The organism is Kitasatospora purpeofusca, assembly GCF_042691725.1.
In the GTDB taxonomy this organism is placed as follows: Bacteria; Actinomycetota; Actinomycetes; order Streptomycetales; family Streptomycetaceae; genus Kitasatospora; species Kitasatospora purpeofusca_B.
Genome location: NZ_CP170483.1, coordinates 7,984,188 through 8,002,545 on the forward strand (window position 1 = coordinate 7,984,188; position 18,358 = coordinate 8,002,545).

The following is an 18,358-nucleotide window of genomic DNA, read 5'->3' on the forward strand; positions in this document are numbered from 1 at the left end:
GATGCGGCCGCTCAGTTGAGCAGCGTCCAGGCCTGGCCGGGGGCGGCCGGGTTCGGTGCGCCGAGGACGACCGAGGAGGTCGGCGCCGCCTGCGGCGCGTCCAGGGCCAGCCCGGTGGCGACGTTGGTGATGGTCAGCGCGCCGGTGGCGCTGTTCTGCAGGACCCGCCACTTCTGGTGCGGGCTGTTGGGGTCCCAGCGGTTGAGCACCCAGGCGGCCGAGCCGGCCCCGTTGCCGCCGGTCAGCGTGCCGTGCACCTGGGTGGGCGTGTCGCAGTTGTCGGTGATGCGCACGGTGCCGTCGGGGTTCGGGGTGAACTTCCACTGCTCCGAGGTGTGCCAGTCCCACCAGGTGTTGATGTCGGTGGTCGAGCCGTCCGGCGCGGAGCACGTGCCCCGGACCTCCAGGGCCTGGCCGCCGGTCCCGCCCGCGCTGATGCCGTGGTAGCGGCCGTCGCCGACGACGGCGGCCGGCCCGGTGACGGGCAGCGGCTTGAGGCGGTACAGCGCGACGCCGTGCGGGGCCACCCAGGACCCGACGGTGTTGGTGAAGGTGCCGGTGGCGCCGCTCCAGAGGTCCTTGGCCGTGTAGCCGGGGCCGGTGAGCCCGAGGTCGGTGAGCGTGGTGGTGATGTTCTGCCGGCCGGACGGGTCCTGGTTGACCAGCAGCACGGCCGTGTCGCCGTCGGCCAGTTGGCGCTTGAGCACGATCGGCGCGGTGGGGCTGTTGGGCGGGGCGCCGACCAGGGTGGCCGGCTTGCCGAGGCGGTCCTGGTCCACCGCGATGACGTCGGTGTTCTTGTAGATCGCCAGGGCGGAGTCGCCGATGCCGGTGGTCCAGGTGACGCCCTGGTCGGTGTGGCGGGAGTCGGCCGCGGTGCGCAGGTCGGCCCCGCTGATCAGCGGGGCGGCCATCATCGCGAGGATCGACATCTCGCTGCGCGACTCGTCGTCGGTCATCGGCTTGTGGCAGAGGCAGCTGTCGGTGGTGCCGTAGACGCCGTAGGGGTACAGCCAGCCGGCGAACATCATGTCCATGTCATTCCAGCTGCCCGGCCGCACGTTGCCCGGGTAGTCCAGGGCGGTCCGCAGCTGACCGTTGTAGAGCACGCCGTCCAGGTCGGGCCCGCGGTCGCCGCCGATCCGGCACAGGTTGGCGACCTGGCCGCACCACTTCCCGGTCGGCGCGTAACCGGGCGCCTCGCGCGCCGGGGTGCCGGCCGCGACGACGACCGGGTCGGTGCGGGCCGGGTCGTCCGCGGCCAGCAGGTGCGGGATGCCGGTGTGCACGGGCTGGGCGGAGACGCTCAGGGTGACCCGGGGCCGGTTCTGCGCGGCCGAGGCGGTGTCCAGCGCCCGGCGGAAGTCCTGGGCGCGGGCGTAGAGCGAGCGGGTGAGCTCCCGGCCGATGCCCTGGGTGTAGTAGTTGTGGCCGTCCGGTCCGACGATCTGCGGACCGTAGGGGCAGTCGTCGTACTTCACGTAGTCGACGCCCCAGGCCACGAAGTCGGCGGCGTCGGTGCTCTCGTGGCCCAGGCTGCCGGGGTGGCCCTGGCAGGTGGTGTAGGTGGTGGTGGCGTAGACGCCGAACTTCATCCCCTTGCCGTGCGCGTACCAGGAGAGGTACTCGATGCCGTTGACGGTGCGGCCGGCGACGGTGCGGGAGGGGAAGCGCGCCGGGTCGGGCACCAGGTGCCCGCTGGTGACGTCGGTGCCGGTGCCGTCGGTGCCGCTGACGGGGTTGCGGTTGGCGTCGTAGAGCTGCATGGCGCCCTCGGGCGTCTTGGCGAAGTCGGCGCTCTGGCCGTCGCGGTGGCCCAGCGACCACCCGTCGTCGATCGTGACGGTGTTGTAGCCGGCCGCGACCAGGCCGCGGGCGACCATGAAGTCGATGGTCTGGACGACCTGTTCCTGGGTGACGGCGGTGCCGAGGGTGTTCCAGGAGTTCCAGCCCATCGGCGGGGTGAGGGCCTGTCCGTTCTCGACGGTCACGGCTGTGGGCGCGGCCGCGGCGGGGGGCGTCGCGGGGCCGAGGGCGAGCGTGCCGAGGCAGGCCGGGGCGAGGGCCAGCGCCAGCAGGGTGCGGGGGACGGGGCGGGGCGCGGTTCTGCGCATGGGCGCTCCAGGGGTGCGCGCGGGTGGGGGCGCATGAGGTTCGCTGGTGAAGGGGAGTCGCGCTGATGTTTTCTGTCTGTTTTTCAAACAGAAAGCAACGCAGCATAGGCATGACAGAAGTCGACACTCAAGAGTGCCTTTCCGCTGCAAGGGGCTTGACGGCCCGTCAGGGCGGGGTGTGATATTTCACATCGCGTTGAAATCTGTTTGGTTCTGCTGATGAGGAGCGGTCCCCTCCATGACCAGAAGCACCCGCCGCCGCGCTGCGGCCGGCTCCCTCCTGCTGGCCCTCGGCCTGACCGCCGCCTGCTCCGACGGGCAGGAGACGACCACCGGCAACGCCTCGGTGGCGCCGGTCAGCGGGAAGATCTCGATCACCTATCTGCAGAAGCAGGGCGACCAGGAGTACTTCATCGGCGAGGCCGCCGGAGCGAAGGCCAAGGCCGCCGAACTCGGCGTCGACCTCAAGGTGGTCAACCTCGGCAGCGACGCCAACAAGACGGTCAGCGAGGTCCAGGCGGCCGTCGCCCGGAAGACCAACGGCGTGATCGTCGTCGTCCCCGACCCGGCCGTCGGGCCGCAGGTCGTGCGGACCGTCCGGGACGCCGGGATCGCGCTGCTCACCTCCGACGACCAGGTCTGCGCCACCGGCCCCGACCCGGCGGCCTGCGCCAAGGCCGACCTGGTGCCGCGGATCGGCTTCAGCGGCGCCCAGATGGGCGCCGAGGTCGGCCGGCGCGCCGCCGAGGAGTACACCAAGGCCGGTTGGGCGGCGGCCGACACCCGGGTCGTCGCGGCCTGGAAGCAGGACGTCACCGTCTGCGGGGACCGGGTCAAGGCGGCCAAGGAGGCCTTCGACGCGGCCGCCCCCGGCGTCCGGACCATCGACGTCGCCACCGACAACACCCCCACCGGCGCGCAGGACAAGGTCGCCGCGACCGTCACCGCCAACACGGGCGTCAAGCACTGGGTGGTGTGGGGCTGCAACGACGAGAACGTGCACGGCGGCGTCACCGCGCTGCAGAACGCCGGCGTCGGCGCGGACGACGTGATCGGCGTCGGCCTCGGCGCCTACCTCGCCTGCAAGGACTGGGGCGCGGGCAAGCCGACCGGGATGAAGGCCGCGCTGTTCATCAACGGCAAGGAGGTCGGCGCGCTCGCCGTCCAGACGATGTACGACAAGCTCAAGAACGGAAAGGACCTGCCGGCCGAGCTGTTCGCGCGCACCACCATGGTCGACGCCGCCAGCTGGCAGGGCGCGGGAGTCACCTGTGGCTGAGCGGGCCACGGAGAAGTCGGCGCCTGCGGGTTCGGCCACCGTGGATCCGGCCGCCGTGGCCGCCGCAGGGCCGCCCGGCACCACCGGCGTGGTGGCCGTCAGCAAGGCCTTCGGACCGGTCCGGGCCCTGAGCGGCGTCACCCTCGACTTCCCCCGGGGCGCGGTCACCGCGCTGATGGGCGAGAACGGCGCCGGCAAGTCCACCCTGCTGAAGATCCTCACCGGTGACCACCGGCCCACCGAGGGCCGCGTCCTGCTCGACGGCCGCCCCGTCGACCTGCGCTCCCCGGCCCAGGCCCGCGCCCTCGGCATCCGCATCGTCCCGCAGGAACCCGAGATCGTCCCGCACGTCTCGGTCGCCGAGAACGTCTACGCCGGCGCCCTCCCCACCGGCCGCGGCCGCCGGCTGGACCGCGCCGCCCTGCGCCGCCGGATCACCGCCGACCTGGAGCGGCTCGGCTTCACCGGCGTCCTCGACCCCGACCTCCCCGGCTCCCGGCTCACCGCCGCCCAGCGCCAACTGGTCGAGATCATGCGCGCGCTGACCGGCGAGGCCAAGCTGATCGCCTTCGACGAGCCCACCTCCTCGCTCTCCGAGCAGGAGGCCGACACCCTCTTCGCCCTCATCGGCCGGCTGCGCGCCCAGGGCGTCGCGATCATCTACGTCTCGCACCGGATGCGCGAGATCTTCCGGCTCGCCGACCGGATCGCCGTCCTGCGCGACGGCGAACTGGCCGGCGTCCAGGACGCGCGCGACACCACCGAGGGCGACCTGGTGCGGCAGATGGTCGGCCGTGACCTGTCCGCCCTGTTCGTGCGCGGCGACGTCGCCACCGACCGCGTGGTGCTGCGGGCCCGCGGCCTGACCACCGACCACGTTCGCGACGTCGACCTCACCGTCCGGGCCGGGGAGGTGGTGGGCCTCGCCGGGCTGATCGGCGCCGGCCGCTCGGAACTCGCCCTCGCGCTCGCCGGGGACCTGCCGGTGCGCTCCGGCACCGTCACCCTGGACGGACAGCCGCTGCCCACCGGCAGCCCCGGCCGGGTGATCCGCGCCGGCCTCGGCCTCGCCCCCGAGGAGCGCAAGGCCCAGGCGCTCTTCCTGCACCGCTCGATCCGTGACAACACCTCGATCGCCGTCCTGGAACGGCTGCGCCGCTGGCGCTTCGTCAAACGCCCGGCCGAACGCGACCTGGCCCGCGCGTACACGGACCGGCTGCGGGTGCGCGCCCCGTCGATCGAGCACGAGGTGCGCAAGCTCTCCGGCGGCAATCAGCAGAAGGTCGTGCTCGCCCGCTGGCTGGCCCGCCGGCCCAAGCTGCTGATCCTCGACGAGCCGACCCGCGGCATCGACGTCGGCGCCAAGGCCGAGATCCACCGGATCGTCGCCGACCTGGCGGAGGAGGGCGTCGCCCTGCTGGTCATCTCCTCCGAACTGCCCGAGCTCCTGGGCCTGGCCGACCGGATCGTCGTCCTGCAGAACGGACGGGTCACCGGCGAACTCGACCGCGCCGACGCCACCGAGGAGGCCGTCCTGCAACTCGCCATGGCCGACGACATCACCGCGGCCGGTGCCACCGCCCGCCCGACCTCCCCGGGAGCACCCTCATGACCGGCGCCACCACCCCGTCCGCCGTCGACCGGCCCGGTCCCGGCGAACGCAGCCCCGGCGAGCCCGGCCCCGGCGAACCCGACCCCGGGTCCGGACCGGGATCCGGCCCCGGCCGGCCGCGGCGCCGGGGCGGACGCCCGCTCGCCCTCCTCGCCGGCATCGGCGGCCAGAACCTCAGCCTGCTCGGCGCCCTCGCCCTGGTCCTCACCGTCTTCGGCCTGCTCGACGACAACTACCTCGGCTGGACCAACCTCCAGGTGATCGCCGAGGCCGCGACCATCACCGGGCTGCTCGCCGTCGTCCAGACCGTCGTGATCATCTGCGGCGGCCTGGACATCTCGGTCGGCTCGCAGGCCGGCCTGGCCTCCGTGGTCAGCGCCATGGCGTTCACCTCGGCCGGGTCCAACGCCCTCGCCGGGACGGCCGCCGCGGTGGCGGTCGGTGTCCTGGTCGGCACCGTCAACGGCCTCGTCATCGTCCGCGGCCGGGTCAACGCGACCATCGCCACCCTGGCCGGCCTCGCCGCCTACAAGGGCATCGCCCAACTCGTCTCGGACGGGCGGGCGCAGGGCTATGTGCTCGGCGACCCGGTGTTCGTCTTCCTCGGCCGCGGCCGGATCGCCGGACTGCCGGTGATGGTCTGGATCCTGATCCTCGTCGCGCTCGCGGTGCACGTCCTGCTCACCTACACCGACCTCGGCCGCAACCTCTACGCGATCGGCGGCAACGACACCGCCGCCCGGCTGGCCGGCATCGCGATCAACAAGTACCTGATCGCCGTCTACGCCCTCATCGGCGCGGTCGCCGCGCTCGCCGGCATCCTGCTCACCGCCCGCACCGGCTCCGGCCAGCCGGTCTCCGGCAGCGAGGGCCTGGAACTCAAGGCGATCACCGCCGCCGCCCTCGGCGGCTGCGCGCTCAAGGGCGGCCGGGGCGGCATCGGCGGCACCCTGCTGGCCGTCGCCCTGCTCGGCGCCCTGGAGAACGGGCTCACCGTCGAAGGCATCAACTCCTTCTGGCAGAACGTCGCCCAGGGCTCCCTCCTGGTGGTGGCGGTGGTCGTCCAGCAGTCCCGCTCCGGCGACCGCGCGGTCGGCCTGCCCGGTTGAGGCGTGTTTGGCCATGCCGGCCGGACCGGCCGGCACCGTCGTGCCCGCCCGGCGTCAGTCCGAGGGGACCGGGGCGACGACCAGTTCCCCGACGCTCTCCGCCAGGGCGGTGCGGGCCTGGGCGTGGAGACCGGAGTCGGTGACGAACACGTCGATCTCGTCGAGCGCGGCGAACCCGCTGAGCGCGACGACGCCCCACTTGGTGTGGTCCGCCACCACGGCGACCCGCCGCGCGGAGGCGATCAGCGCGCGGTTGGTCTGCGCCTCGGCGAGGTTGGGCGTGGTCAGACCGGCCTTCTCGCAGACCCCGTGGGCCCCGAGGATCAGCAGGTCGACGTGGAGCGAGCGGACCGCCTGGTCGGCCAGCGGGCCGACCAGCGCCGCCGAAGGGGTGGGCGAGCCGCCGGTCAGCAGCAGCGAGGGCGTGCCCGCCGCCGGCTCCTCGTCCGTCGAGCGGATCAGCTCCGCGACCGGCAGCGAGTTGGTGACGACGGTGAGCCGCGGTACGTGCAGCAGCCGGGCGGCGACCGCGTACGCCGTGGTGCCCGCCGCGACGGCGACCACGCTGCCCGGCTCGACCAGGGTGGCCGCGGCCTCCGCCACGGCGGCCTTCGCGGCCGACTCCAGAGCCGACTTCGCCTCGAACCCCGGCTCGTCGATGGCGGTGCCGGAGGCCGCGACGGCCCCGCCGTGCACCTTCTTCACCACGCCCGAGCGCTCCAGGGCGTCGAGGTCGCGGCGCACCGTCATGTCGGAGACGCCCAGCTGCTCGACCAGATCGGCGACCCGCACGGCCCCGCTGCGGCGCACCAGCTCGGCGATCATCGCCTGCCGCTGGTGGGCCAGCAGTCCGTTGTCGGCCAAGGCCCGCTCCCCTCACACACCGGTACGCCCCGGGCCGGGACGGTCCGCGAGTCCGTCAAGAATACTGTCCGGCCGCCGACGGCCGTCCGCCGAGGCGCGGCCCGTGATCGGCCGGGGCGGCGTCCCGAATCCCGGAACCGATCTCCCGTGGGGCTTTCCGGCGGCAGAATCCTTCCATGGGAAAGACCTACGAGAAGATCGACGACCGCTTGCGCGCGTTCATCGAGGCCCAGCCCGTCTTCTTCGTGGCGACCGCGCCGCTCGCCGCCGACGGGCACGTCAACCTCTCGCCCAAGGGCCGCTCCGGGACGCTCGCCGTGCTGGACGAACGCACCCTCGCCTACCTGGACTTCGGCGGTTCGGGGGCGGAGACGGTGGCCCATGTGCGGGAGAACGGGCGGATCACCCTGATGTGGTGCGCCTTCGAGGGGCCGCCGAAGATCCTGCGGGTGCACGGCCGGGGCGAGGCGGTGTTCCGCGACGACCCGCGCTTCGCCGCGCTGCTCGCACGCTTCGACCCGGCCGCCGACGGGCCCTCGCTGCGCGCGATCGTCCTGGTGGCGGCGGAGCGGGTCGGCGACTCCTGCGGCTACGCCGTTCCGCTGATGGACTACCGGGAGGACCGGGACCTGCACGCGCAGTACTTCGGTCGCAAGACGGAGGAGGAGTTCAGCGACTACTGCGAACGGAAGCCGCACGTGGCGACCAGCCTCGACGGACTGCCGGCGATCCCGCTGCCGCTCCCCGTCCGCCCCGGACCGGCCGGGTGACGGGGGTCCGCGCACAGCACGACGCCGCTGGACGCCGACCGGCCCTTCGTGGGCCCGGCCGGGTGCAGCGGCGTTGTCGTGCGTGCTCCCCGGGGGAGGGGGAAGCGGGTCCTACTTGGTCAGACCGGCCTTGACGGAGCAGACCGGCCAGGCGCCGGGGCCCTGGGCGGCGAGGACCTTCTCGCCGATGGCGATCTGCTGCGCCTTGGTGGCCTGGTGCGCCTGCGGGGCGTACGCGGTGCCACCGAAGGCGGCCCAGGTGCTGGAGGTGAACTGCAGGCCGCCGTAGAAGCCGTTGCCGGAGTTGATGGCCCAGTTGCCGGTCGCCTCGCACGCGGCGACCTTGTCCCAGACGGAGGCCGGAGCGGCGGAAGCGCTGTTGGCCGCGACGAGGCCGGCCACCGGGAGGGCGGTGAGCGCCCCGGCCATCAGAGCCATCCGGACGCGGTTGCGGCGCTTGGTGGCGGTGGTGGTGGTGGCAGCGGTGGTCTCGTTACGGAAGGTCATGGGTTTCCTTTCGGAGAGGGTCTGCGAGCGCGCGGAACCAGGCCCTCGGAAGGCCGTCGGTTTCGGGGACACGTCGCTCGCGTGGTTCGGCACCGGGTGCGCTCCGGGGCGGTGAGGCCCTCGTGAGCGGCTTGCTCGGTGCAACGACTTCGAAGTTACGGGGGCTGGAGGGGCGTTTCAAGGAATCGCAGGTTTAGCCACGTCAGAGCAGGGTTACCACGCGTAAGGATCAAGAAAATGGGTGGATTTGAAGGCAAATGTCCCGATTTTCAAGATCAAATCCCTGGGGAAAGTGGTCCGGGCCACAGTGGGGGCCCTGTGAGGCCGCGCACACGGTCGACGGCGAGTGACGGGCCCTCGTCGCGCCGTGCCCGAATCCGGCCGTCCGGCGGTCCGGCGCCGGTGGTCCGGGTGGCCCGCACCACAGCCCTCACCCGTCGAGCCCCGTGCGGTCACCCGCCGTGTCCGGCATAGCCTCGGGCCATGACCAACGAGAGCGATGCGGAGCGGGACGAGGCGGCCTTCGAGGGCGGGGAACCGGGCGCGGCGGCCGCCCCGGCCGGGTTCGAGCTGGGTACCGACGGGCCCAGGATGATCCTGGCGGGCCTGGACGGCTCGGACTCCTCCTGGCGCGCCACCGCCTACGCGGCCGGCCTGGCCCGGCGGCAGAACGCCACCCTGGCGATCGCCTACATCCAGCCCGTCCTGGGCGCGGCCACCGCCCTGGCCGGCGCGGCCGTCGAGGAGACCACCCGGGAGATCGCCGAGGAACTGCTCACCGCGATCCGTGAGACCGAGCACCGGATGCGCGACGTCTGGCAGCTGGAGTGGCGGTTCCTGACCGTGCGCGGCGACCCGTACACGGGGCTGGCGCGGCTGGCGGACGAGCTGCGGGCCGACGGCGTGGTGGTCGGCGCGTCCGAGCAGGCCGGGCACCGGGTGATCGGGTCGGTGGCGGTGCGGCTGGTCAAGGCCGGCCGCTGGCCGGTCACGGTGGTCCCGTAGGTGCTGGTCCCGTAGGCGCTGGTTCGCGGGCGCTCGTCGCGGGGCGGAAGGAGAGCGGGCTGCGGCCCCGGGGTTCCGGGACCGCAGCCCTCGGCGTGCGGTGGGGGCGCCGGCACCGGGCCGGCGCGCGGGCTTCGGTCAGAGGACGGAGAGGCTGTTGCCGCAGACGTTGATCGGGATGCTGATCGGGATCTGGATCTGGTTGCCGGACAGCACGCCCGGCGACCCGGTCACCACACCGGTGGCCGAGGCCCCGCCCTCGTTGATACAGGTGGTGCCGCCGCCGCCTCCTCCGTGGAAGCCGGGGTGGGAGGGGGTGGTGGGGGCGTGGTGCTCGTGCTCCTGCCCCTTCCCGTGCTCCTTCCCGTGCTCCTTGCCGTGCTCCTTGCCGTGTTCCTTCCCGTGCTCCTTGCCGTGTTCCTTCCCGTGCTCGTGCTCCTGCCCGTGCGCCTGCCCGTGCTCGTGCTCGTCGCAGTCGCCCGCGAAGGCGGGGCCGGCGGACAGGACCGCCAGCGCGGCGCTGAGGCCGAAGGCGATCAGGTACTTCCTGGTGTTGGTCATGCCGAAGGAATAGCCAGCCGACACGCTGAGGACGACACAATCCGACCATCCGATCACCCGATCGCAGTCGGAAGCGCACACCGATGCAGGAACGCCGCCACCCGCCCGGCGCATCCTCCCCGGACCCCGCCTCCCGGCGTTCCGGGGCGGCGGGCCCGGCCCCGGGGGCGTACGGGCCCGGCGCTAGGGTGCATGGCCATGACGGACACCTCGGTCGATCCGCCCCGGACACCCCACCGCCCCGCCGGAACGGGCGAGGCCGCGCGCCCCGCCGTACGGCCGTCCCGCCGCCCCGGCCGCCGGACGGACGACGTGAACGCCACCGCCGCGACCCGCTCCGACGCCGGCCCGTCCGGCACCGATCTGCACCTCGACCTGCCCGCCGCCGGCAGCCGCCGGTCCGCCCTGATGGCCGCCCTGCGCGAGGGGATCCGCAGCGGCCGACTCGCCCCCGGCACCCGGCTGCCGCCCTACCGCACGCTCGCCGCCGACCTCGGCATCGCCCGCAACACCGCCGCCGACGCCTACGCCGAACTGGTCGCCGAGGGCTGGCTCACCGCCCGCCAGGGCTCGGGCACCGCCGTCGCCGAACGGGCCGAGCCCGCCGCCGCGAACCGCGCCCGCCGTTCCTCGCGCCCACCGCGCCCCGCCCACGACCTGCGGCAGGGCCAGCCCGACGCCGCCGCCTTCCCGCGCACCGCCTGGCTCGCCGCCGGGCGCCGGGCGCTCGGCGCCGCGCCCAACGAGGCCTTCGGCCCCGGTGACCCGCAGGGCAGGCGCGAACTGCGCGAGGTCCTCGCCGACTACCTCGCCCGGGCCCGCGGGGTGCGGACCGACCCGGACCGGATCGTGATCTGCTCCGGCTTCGCCCACGCCCTGCGCCTGCTGTTCGACGGCCCGCGCGCCGTGCTCCCCGCCCGGAGCGCCGGCCCGCTCGCCGTGGAGGGCTACGGCCTGGCCTTCCACCGCGCTCTGCTGGCCGCCGCCGGGGTCACCGCCGTTCCGCTCCCGCTCGACGAGCGCGGCGCGCGGGTCGGCGCCCTGGCACACCACCGCGAGGTCCGGACGGCGCTGCTCACCCCCGCCCACCAGTTCCCGACCGGGGGACCGCTGCACGCCGGCCGCCGGGCGGCCGTGGTCGACTGGGCGCGCGCCCGGGGCGGGCTGGTCCTGGAGGACGACTACGACGGCGAGTTCCGCTACGACCGGCAGCCGGTCGGCGCGGTGCAGGGCCTGGACCCGGAACGGGTGGTCTACCTCGGGACGGCCAGCAAGAGCCTCAGCCCGGCGCTGCGGCTGGGCTGGATGGTGCTGCCCGACCACCTGGTGGACCGGGTGCTCGCCGCGAAGGGGGAGCGGGAGGGCTGGGTCAGCACGCTGGACCAGCTGACCCTGGCCGAGTTCATCGACGCGGGCGGCTACGACCGGCACGTGCGGCGGATGCGCCGCCGCTACCGCGACCGCCGCGACCGGCTGGTCGACGCGCTGGCCGAGCGGGCCCCGCACATCGAGGTCACCGGGATCGCGGCCGGACTGCACGCGGTGCTCCGGCTCGCAACCGGTACCGAGCGCTCGGTGCTCAAGGCGGCCGCCTACCGGGGCCTGGCTCTGGACGGCCTGGCCGACTTCCGGCACCCGCTGCTCGCCCCCGAGGAGATGCCGGCGGTGGACGGCCTGGTGGTCGGCTACGCGACCCCGCCCGACCACGCCTACCCGGCGGCACTGGAGGCGCTCTGCGCGATCCTGCCGCCGCCGCTCTGACCGCCGCCGCTGTGACCGCCGGCCGCGCGGGCGGGCGGGCGCGGCGGGCGCGGAGGGTAGGGCTGCGGCCGCCCGGCTGCGAGGGGAACCGGAAGGTAATGGCCCAGGTGTCCGCTCGCCCGTCATATGCCGGTACGGACCGGTGCGGAGGCGGCCACCGGCGCCCGGGCGGCCGCTTACGCTCCTTGGTCATGCGCACTTCATTCCTGAGCCGCTTCGGCCTCCCCGCGATCCTCGCCTTCGTCGTCGCCCTGCTGCTGTCGGCGACCCCCGCCCACGCCGGCACCCCGGTACTGGCCGTCGCCGTCGACAAGACGACCGCCACCCCCGGCTCCGCCGTCACGGTGACGCTCACCCTGACCAACCCGCACGACACGGCCGCCCAGTTCGTCTACGAGTCCGTCCAGCCGACCTACGCCACCACCCTGAACACCGGCCTGAAGTACGCCTTCTCCGCCTGCGGCGGCAACGTCACCAGCTGTGACACCGGGGCCACCAGCGGCCTGGTCCACCACTCCGTCCCGGTCGCGGCCGGCGCCACCACCACGGTCACGCTGACCTACACCATCGGCGCCGACTCGGTCTGCGGCAACGGCGCGCGGATCGACTTCTACACCTACCTCTACTACGAGTACGCGAACGGCACCGCCAGCGACTCCGGCATCTTCCAGGTCCCCGGCAACGAGGTCGTCTGTTCCTGACGGTCGCGCCCTTTTCCCCGATGACTCCCCGTCAGGTGCCGGTCGCCCCCGTAGCGGCACCTGACGGGGCCTTCGCCGCTCCCGGCGCCGCCCCCCGCGGCCGCTGCCGCCCCGGCGTTGTCGGACCCCCGTGGCAGGCTTGGCGCATGGCCGAACCCGTGACCACCGACACCCGCGTGACCGTCCCCGGAGAGGGCGTGCCGCCGATACCCGGCGAGGTCGCGGAGCTGATCCGCGCCCGGGCCGGCGAGCGGCTGGCGCCCCTGGTCCACGGGCTGTTCCGCTCCTCCCTCGTCCTCGACCCCGTGGCGGACGCGGAGGACGGTGCAGGCTCCGAGGACGCCGAGGACGCCGAGGGCGCCGAGGGCGCGGTGTGCTCCGGCGTCGTCGGACGGCTCGGCGGGCTGCCCGCGCTGCCGGCGGGCACCGACTGGCCGGCGTTCGCCGACCGCCCGATGCAGCTGCTCGCCCAGCTCGACTGCGCGGCGCTCGCCGCGGCCTTCGGGGCCGGCGGGCCGGACGCCGGCGGCTGGCCGCTGCCCGCCGACGGGCTGCTGCTCTTCTTCCAGGACGAGTGGCTCTCCGACTTCACCGGTCGCGGCTGCCGCGTCCTGCACGTGCCCGCCGGTGCGCCGCCGCGACGCGCGCCGGTCGCCGAGCGGGGCACGCCCGCCGTCCCGGCGGTCCCGGTCCGGGCGGTCCGGGCCCTGTCCGCGCCGTCCTACCAGGACCGCGAGCTGGAGCGGCTGTTCCCCGACGACTTCCTGATCGCCCTCGACCTGGCCCAGGACCTCGCCGAGCAGCTGCCGCGCCCCGCGGTCCGGGTGCTCGGCTGGTGCGACACCGACACCGGCCGCCCCGAGGGCCACCGCCCGCTGCTCCAGATCGAGAGCGGTGTGCTGGCCGCCGACTGGGGCGAGTGCGTCAACGTCTCCTTCTGGATCACCCACGAGGACCTCGCGGCCGGGCGCTTCGACCGGGTCCGGCACGGCTTCGAGATCGCCTGACGGGCGGGAGCCGGGCCGCGGACCCGGGAGCGTGTCCGAGGATTCCCGCCGGGCGCGAATCCTCGGACACGCCCTAGGCTGGAGGAGGCCCGGGAGGATTCGGCCGCCGGCCCGGGCACGGCCGGAGCGCGCGGCGGAGCGGTGGGACGGACGTGGCCCCAACGACAGAACCGGACCCCGGGCACCCGGATCCCGGACACCCTGAGCAGCCCGGGCCCCCCGGGGCCGACGAGGGCGCCCCCGTCGTCGAGCTGATGCGCTCGATGCGCGCCCACCCGGCCCGGATGCCGGAGCTGCTCGCGGTCTTCGCCGTCCGCCACCGCGGGCCGCGCGCCGCCCGCCGGGTCGCGGAGCTCCGGGCGGCCCACCCGGACGCCTCGGAGCGCGACCTGGCCGAGCGGGCCGTCGACCGCGCCAGGCGGGTCAGCCAGAGCGAGGGCGCGTTCGTCGCCGGCCCGTTCCTCTGGATGGCCCCGTTCGCCTTCTGCACCGCGCTGCTGGCCCAGGGGCAGCTGCTGCTGGAACTCGCCGCCCTGGCCGGCAAGGACCCCACGGCCAGGGCCCGCGCCCCCGAGCTGCTCGTCCTCCAGGCGGCCCACCCGGACCTCGCCGCCGCCGAACGGGCCCTCGCGGCCGGCCCGCCGCCCGGGGCCGAGCGGAGCGGTCCCACCGGCCGCTTCCGGGGGTTCGGCTCACTGCTGTGGCGGATGGCCCGCCTGCTCGGGCTGACCAGCGAGGGCGTCGTCCCGCCGCCGTCCCGGTGGCGGACCGCGGGGGAGTGGGCGCTGCTCGCCCTGGTGCTCCTGGTGGGTGTCGTCGCCCCGCTGATCTGGCTCCCCTACATGGCGTTCTCCTACAACCGGGCCACCGACCGGCTGGCCGCCCGCGCGCTCGCCTTCCACTTCGGCGGGGGGCCGGCCGACCGGCCCGGGCCCCGTCCGGCCCGGACCGATCCCGGGGTGGTGGCGGCCGCCGGCCGGGCCGTGCTCGCGCTGTTCGTACCGATCGCCGCGGTGGGCGTCCTCCTGGTCGCCGACATCCGGCTCGCCGACAGCCGCTGGCCGGTTCTGGCCCTGGTGCTGATCGGCCTCTCGGTCCTGGTGAGCGGGCTCTGGTGGATGGCGCACTGGCGCTCCCTGCACCCGCCCCGGAGCCGGCCACCGCGCGCCCGGGCGAATCCAACGTCCGTAGCTCCCCGTCCCCCTGACGAGCGGTCACGGCGCGAAGGTTAGGCTGCCCGCGGGGCCGCGGGGAGCGGCCGGGAGAAGGGTGACACGGGTGCGAACCGTACGAGACCAGGGCGTGAACGACGACCCCGCGGGCGGCCCGGGCCGAAGCTGCGCGCGATCGCCGGCCACCGGCTGTCCGGGCTGCCCCAGCTCGCCGGGGCGGACGGGCGGCTGCGGCACGAGATCGCGGTGGTCGCGGCGGTCCTGCCGTTCAAGGTGAACAACCACGTCCTGGACGAGCTGATCGACTGGGACCGGGTGCCCGACGATCCGATGTACCGGCTGACCTTCCCGCACCGGGACATGCTCCCGCCGGAGCTCTTCGACCGGATCTCCGCGCTGCTCACCGAGGACGCCCCGCGCGAGCGGCTGGCGGAGGCGGTCGCCGCCGCCCGGCGGGCGCTCAACCCGCACCCGGGCGGGCAGCTGGAGGAGAACATCCCCCAGCTCCACGGCCGCCCGGTGCCGGGGCTCCAGCACAAGTACCGGGAGACGGTGCTGCTGTTCCCCGCGCAGGGGCAGAACTGCCACGCCTACTGCGGCTACTGCTTCCGCTGGGCGCGGTTCGTCGGCGAGCCGGACCTGCGGCAGAGCCTGCCGCGCCCGGCGACCGCGCTGGACCACCTGCGCGCCCACCGCGAGGTCTCCCGACGCCTCTGGTTCACCGCCGAGCCGCAGTTCGCGGAGGAGCCGGCGCTGGTGTGATCCGGGCCCCGGGGAGGCCCCGCCGCCGCCCGCGATCGCACTGTGTTCGAAGCTCGAACACGCGTTTGATGAGCCCGGGCCCCGCCGCTCGAGGTGCGGGCTCTCCCGCTCCCCCGTTCGGGTGGAGTGAATCGTTCCTACGTCTGGGTGATTCGCATGCGCAGCAACGATCGGCCCCGGCGGCGCGCGCTCCTCGGATTCAAACCTTCCGATCGGAGAGATTCACCCTATCGGGGGGCAGTCGGCTGCGGTGCGGGGTTGCCGAGCCCTTGGTGATCTAGGGTTCCGATGGATTGCCCGAGCGGGTGCAACCGCATCGCGAAGGCCGCCAACACTCCCACCGATACGCGTATCTGATGATCCGTCGCCATCGAGGCACCGGCTGTCGCCGGCCGCACGACGGGTCGGCGTGACCTGATCACACGAAGGAGATCCCTGCCGATGTCCGTGGAGACGACCAGCCCGGAGACACCGCAGGTGGCCCAGCAGTCCAGCCTGACGACGGCCGCTGCGCGCAATCTTGCGACGACCACCAAGTCCGCACCGCAGATGCAGGAGATCACCTCCCGCTGGCTGCTGAAGGTGCTGCCCTGGGTGCAGGCGGCCGGTGGCGCCTACCGGGTCAACCGCCGACTGACCTACACCGTCGGTGATGGCCGGATCGAGTTCATCAAGACCGGTTCCGAGGTCCGGGTGATCCCGCAGGAGCTCGGCGAACTCGCCCTGCTGCGCGGTTTCGAGGACGACGAGGCGCTCGCCGCGCTGGCCGACCGCTGCGAGCAGCGCGACTTCGGCCCGGGCGAGGTGCTCGCCGAGCGCGGTGCCCCGGCGGACCGGATCTACCTGATCGCGCACGGCAAGATCAACCAGATCGGCACCGGCAAGTACGGTGACGAGACGGTGGTCAGCGTGCTCGGCGACGGCGACCGCTTCGGTGAGCACGCGGTGCTCGACCCGGACGCGGTCTGGGAGTTCACCGCCAAGACGGTGACCGGCGGCACCGTGCTCTCGCTGCCCCGCCGGGACTTCGAGCGGATCCGTGACAACTCGCCCGCGCTGCAGCAGCACCTGGAGGCGTTCCTGGCCCTGCCGCTCCAGGCCCAGAACGAGCGCGGCGAGGCCGAGATCGCCATGTCGGCGGGCCACCACGGCGAGTACCAGCTCCCCGGTGCCTTCGTGGACTACGAGCTCAAGCCGCGCGAGTACGAGCTGAGCGTCGCCCAGACGATCCTCAAGGTGCACACCCGGGTCGCCGACCTCTACAACCAGCCGATGAACCAGGTCGAGCACCAGCTGCGGCTGACCATCGAGGCCCTGCGCGAGCGCCAGGAGCACGAGCTGGTCAACAACCCGGAGTTCGGCCTGCTCAACAACGCCGACTTCGACCAGCGCATCCAGACCCACTCCGGGCCGCCCACCCCGGACGACCTGGACGAGCTGCTCAACCGCCGCCGCGACCCCGACTACCTGCTCGCCCACCCGCGGACCATCGCCGCGATCGGCCGCGAGCTGAACGCGCGCGGGCTCTACCCGCACCACGTCGACCTCGGCGGGCAGCAGGTGCCGGCGTGGCGCGGCGTTCCGATCCTGCCGTGCAACAAGATCCCGATCAGCAAGGAGAACACCAGCTCGATCCTGGTGATCCGTACCGGAGAGGACAACCAGGGCGTCATCGGCCTGCACCAGACCGGCATTCCGGACGAGTACCAGCCGAGCCTGTCGGTCCGGTTCATGGGCATCGACGAGAAGGCGATCATCTCCTACCTTGTGAGTGCCTACTACTCCGCCGCGATCCTGGTGCCGGACGCGGTCGGTGTGCTGGAGAACGTCGAGATCGCGCACGGGCGCCGCTGAGGCGCAGTTCGGGCGGGCCGTCCCCGCAGGGCCCGCCCCGGGCCGGGCGTAACCGGTCCACCGCATGATCGTTTCACCGGATGCCGGACGGCCCGCCCCTGCGGCGGGCCGTCCGGTGTCGGCCCCCGCCCGGCGCGGCCGACCTCCTGACGACACGAGAGGTGCACGGAGCCATGCCGCAGCCCCAGCCGTCCCGTCGGATACCGATGGACGGGTCGTCGTGACCGCGGAACGGCGTCCGGCGCCCGTCGCCGCCGGGCGCGCTGCCTCCGGCGGCCCCCGTGCGCGGCGGATCAAAGTGGCCGGCGCGGCGGCCGGGATGGCCGCGCTCTGCGCGCTGGTGAGCGGCTCGGCCGCCGCCCGCTCCACGACGGTCCAGCACGGCGGGGGGTGGCCGCACGGGCCGGTGGAGACCTGCGTCACCACGAGGACGGATGTCGCGGTCGGCCTCGGCCGGGGCGGCGTGGACGTCGGCGTGGACGTGGACGTGGCGGTCGGCGTGGAGGTCGACCTGTCGGGGATCCTGCACCACCCGCATCCGCCGAAGCCGACGCACCACCACCACCCCTGTCCGTCGCCGTCGCCCAGCCCGTCGCCGACCCCGAGCCCGAGCCCGACCCGGACCCCGTCTCCGACGCCGACGCCCCGGCCCACCCCGACGCCGACCCCCACCGCGACACCGACGCCGACACCGGCACCGACGCCGGTCGTCACGCCCTCGCCCACCCCGGTGTCGACCCCGCCGACGCCGCCGCCGAGCCCGGCTCCGGTGCAGCCCGCCCCGCCGGCCCCGCCCGCTCCGACGCCGAGGCCCACCCCGCCACCCGCCTCGCCCCGGCCGCCGGCCCCCGCTCCCACCTCCGCACCGAGACCGGTGACCCCGCCGCCCGCGCCGGTGGTCCCGCCCCCGCCGCCCGCGCCCTCGCCCACCCCGGTGCCGACGCCGCCGCCCGGCCCGGCCCCGACGCCCCCGGCTCCCAGCCCGGTGCGGTCGGCCGTGACGCTGCGGCCCGTCCCGCCGGCCCTGCCCGTCGAGGCGCCCGAGCGGCACCACGGCGCCTCGCCGACCCGGACCATGCTGGTCGTCACCGTGCCGGCCGTGCTCGCGGCGGCGGCCCTGCGCCCCCGTGGGCGCGCCGGTCGCGGTGGCGGTGGCTCCCGCGGCTCCTCCGGTGGTGCCGGCGGTTCCAGCGGCTCCTGACGCGGCCTCGCCGTCCCCCTTCGCTTCCCGTTCGTCGGACCGTACCCGGCCGGACGAACGGTCCCGACTGTTTCCGATC

At 74.4% G+C, this 18,358-nt stretch carries 16 protein-coding genes; 12 read left to right on the forward strand and 4 right to left on the reverse strand.

Annotated features, from left to right (window positions below; translation table 11 throughout):
• Positions 1–11 precede the first annotated feature (11 nt).
• Positions 12–2,114 carry an alpha-galactosidase gene (locus ACFCLZ_RS34430; RefSeq protein WP_380281818.1) on the reverse strand — a complete coding sequence of 701 codons (2,103 nt, stop codon included), beginning with the start codon at positions 2,112–2,114 and terminating at the stop codon, positions 12–14.
• Positions 2,115–2,352: 238 nt separating this feature from the next.
• Here ACFCLZ_RS34430 and ACFCLZ_RS34435 point away from each other — a divergent pair, with 238 nt between their 5' ends.
• From ACFCLZ_RS34435 to ACFCLZ_RS34445, 3 genes are read left to right on the forward strand one after another with little or no spacing between them, the layout of a single operon-like run.
• The gene (locus tag ACFCLZ_RS34435; protein WP_380281819.1) at positions 2,353–3,393 is read left to right on the forward strand and encodes a substrate-binding domain-containing protein; all 1,041 of its coding nucleotides are present in this window, start codon (positions 2,353–2,355) and stop codon (positions 3,391–3,393) included.
• On the forward strand, positions 3,386–5,005 hold the full coding sequence (locus ACFCLZ_RS34440; RefSeq protein ID WP_380281820.1) for a sugar ABC transporter ATP-binding protein: 1,620 nt from the start codon (positions 3,386–3,388) through the stop codon (positions 5,003–5,005). Before ACFCLZ_RS34435 ends, ACFCLZ_RS34440 begins: the two co-directional genes overlap by 8 nt.
• Positions 5,002–6,114 (forward strand): ABC transporter permease, encoded by a 1,113-nt coding sequence (locus tag ACFCLZ_RS34445; protein WP_380281821.1) that lies wholly within the window; start codon positions 5,002–5,004, stop codon positions 6,112–6,114. The genes ACFCLZ_RS34440 and ACFCLZ_RS34445 overlap by 4 nt, the downstream gene beginning before the upstream one ends.
• A gap of 54 nt (positions 6,115–6,168) precedes the next feature.
• Here ACFCLZ_RS34445 and ACFCLZ_RS34450 read toward each other — a convergent pair whose 3' ends face one another.
• Positions 6,169–6,978, reverse strand: a complete 810-nt coding sequence (locus ACFCLZ_RS34450) for a DeoR/GlpR family DNA-binding transcription regulator (RefSeq protein ID WP_380281822.1) — start codon at positions 6,976–6,978, stop codon at positions 6,169–6,171.
• A gap of 176 nt (positions 6,979–7,154) precedes the next feature.
• Here ACFCLZ_RS34450 and ACFCLZ_RS34455 point away from each other — a divergent pair, with 176 nt between their 5' ends.
• Positions 7,155–7,748 carry a pyridoxamine 5'-phosphate oxidase family protein gene (locus tag ACFCLZ_RS34455; protein WP_380281823.1) on the forward strand — a complete coding sequence of 198 codons (594 nt, stop codon included), beginning with the start codon at positions 7,155–7,157 and terminating at the stop codon, positions 7,746–7,748.
• Positions 7,749–7,859: 111 nt separating this feature from the next.
• On the opposite strand, the gene ACFCLZ_RS34460 is transcribed toward ACFCLZ_RS34455, so the two are convergent.
• On the reverse strand, positions 7,860–8,255 hold the full coding sequence (locus ACFCLZ_RS34460) for a transglycosylase family protein (protein WP_380281824.1): 396 nt from the start codon (positions 8,253–8,255) through the stop codon (positions 7,860–7,862).
• A 591-nt stretch (positions 8,256–8,846) separates the two neighbouring features.
• Between ACFCLZ_RS34460 and ACFCLZ_RS34465 the strand changes: the two genes are divergently transcribed.
• Entirely contained in the window at positions 8,847–9,260 is a 414-nt protein-coding gene (locus tag ACFCLZ_RS34465) for a universal stress protein (RefSeq protein WP_380286373.1), read from the forward strand.
• Between the two features lie 138 nt (positions 9,261–9,398).
• Here ACFCLZ_RS34465 and ACFCLZ_RS34470 read toward each other — a convergent pair whose 3' ends face one another.
• Positions 9,399–9,821, reverse strand: coding sequence for a chaplin family protein (locus ACFCLZ_RS34470; protein WP_380281825.1), 423 nt, complete (start codon positions 9,819–9,821; stop codon positions 9,399–9,401).
• A 198-nt stretch (positions 9,822–10,019) separates the two neighbouring features.
• On the opposite strand from ACFCLZ_RS34470, the gene ACFCLZ_RS34475 reads away from it, so the two are divergent.
• The 7 genes from ACFCLZ_RS34475 to ACFCLZ_RS34505 all read left to right on the forward strand — a co-directional run bounded on the left by ACFCLZ_RS34475 (position 10,020) and on the right by ACFCLZ_RS34505 (position 18,279).
• Positions 10,020–11,582: a PLP-dependent aminotransferase family protein gene (locus ACFCLZ_RS34475; protein ID WP_380281826.1), complete on the forward strand. Its 1,563-nt coding sequence runs from the start codon at positions 10,020–10,022 to the stop codon at positions 11,580–11,582.
• A gap of 191 nt (positions 11,583–11,773) precedes the next feature.
• Positions 11,774–12,283 (forward strand): hypothetical protein, encoded by a 510-nt coding sequence (locus tag ACFCLZ_RS34480; RefSeq protein ID WP_380281827.1) that lies wholly within the window; start codon positions 11,774–11,776, stop codon positions 12,281–12,283.
• Between the two features lie 146 nt (positions 12,284–12,429).
• Entirely contained in the window at positions 12,430–13,290 is an 861-nt protein-coding gene (locus tag ACFCLZ_RS34485; protein ID WP_380281828.1) for a DUF1963 domain-containing protein, read from the forward strand.
• A gap of 152 nt (positions 13,291–13,442) precedes the next feature.
• The gene (locus ACFCLZ_RS34490) at positions 13,443–14,522 is read left to right on the forward strand and encodes a hypothetical protein (RefSeq protein ID WP_380281829.1); all 1,080 of its coding nucleotides are present in this window, start codon (positions 13,443–13,445) and stop codon (positions 14,520–14,522) included.
• A 186-nt stretch (positions 14,523–14,708) separates the two neighbouring features.
• Positions 14,709–15,224, forward strand: coding sequence for a hypothetical protein (locus ACFCLZ_RS34495; protein WP_380281830.1), 516 nt, complete (start codon positions 14,709–14,711; stop codon positions 15,222–15,224).
• Positions 15,225–15,665: 441 nt separating this feature from the next.
• Positions 15,666–17,078, forward strand: coding sequence for a family 2B encapsulin nanocompartment shell protein (locus ACFCLZ_RS34500; protein ID WP_380281831.1), 1,413 nt, complete (start codon positions 15,666–15,668; stop codon positions 17,076–17,078).
• Between the two features lie 220 nt (positions 17,079–17,298).
• The gene (locus ACFCLZ_RS34505; RefSeq protein WP_380281832.1) at positions 17,299–18,279 is read left to right on the forward strand and encodes a hypothetical protein; all 981 of its coding nucleotides are present in this window, start codon (positions 17,299–17,301) and stop codon (positions 18,277–18,279) included.
• Positions 18,280–18,358: the final 79 nt, after the last annotated feature.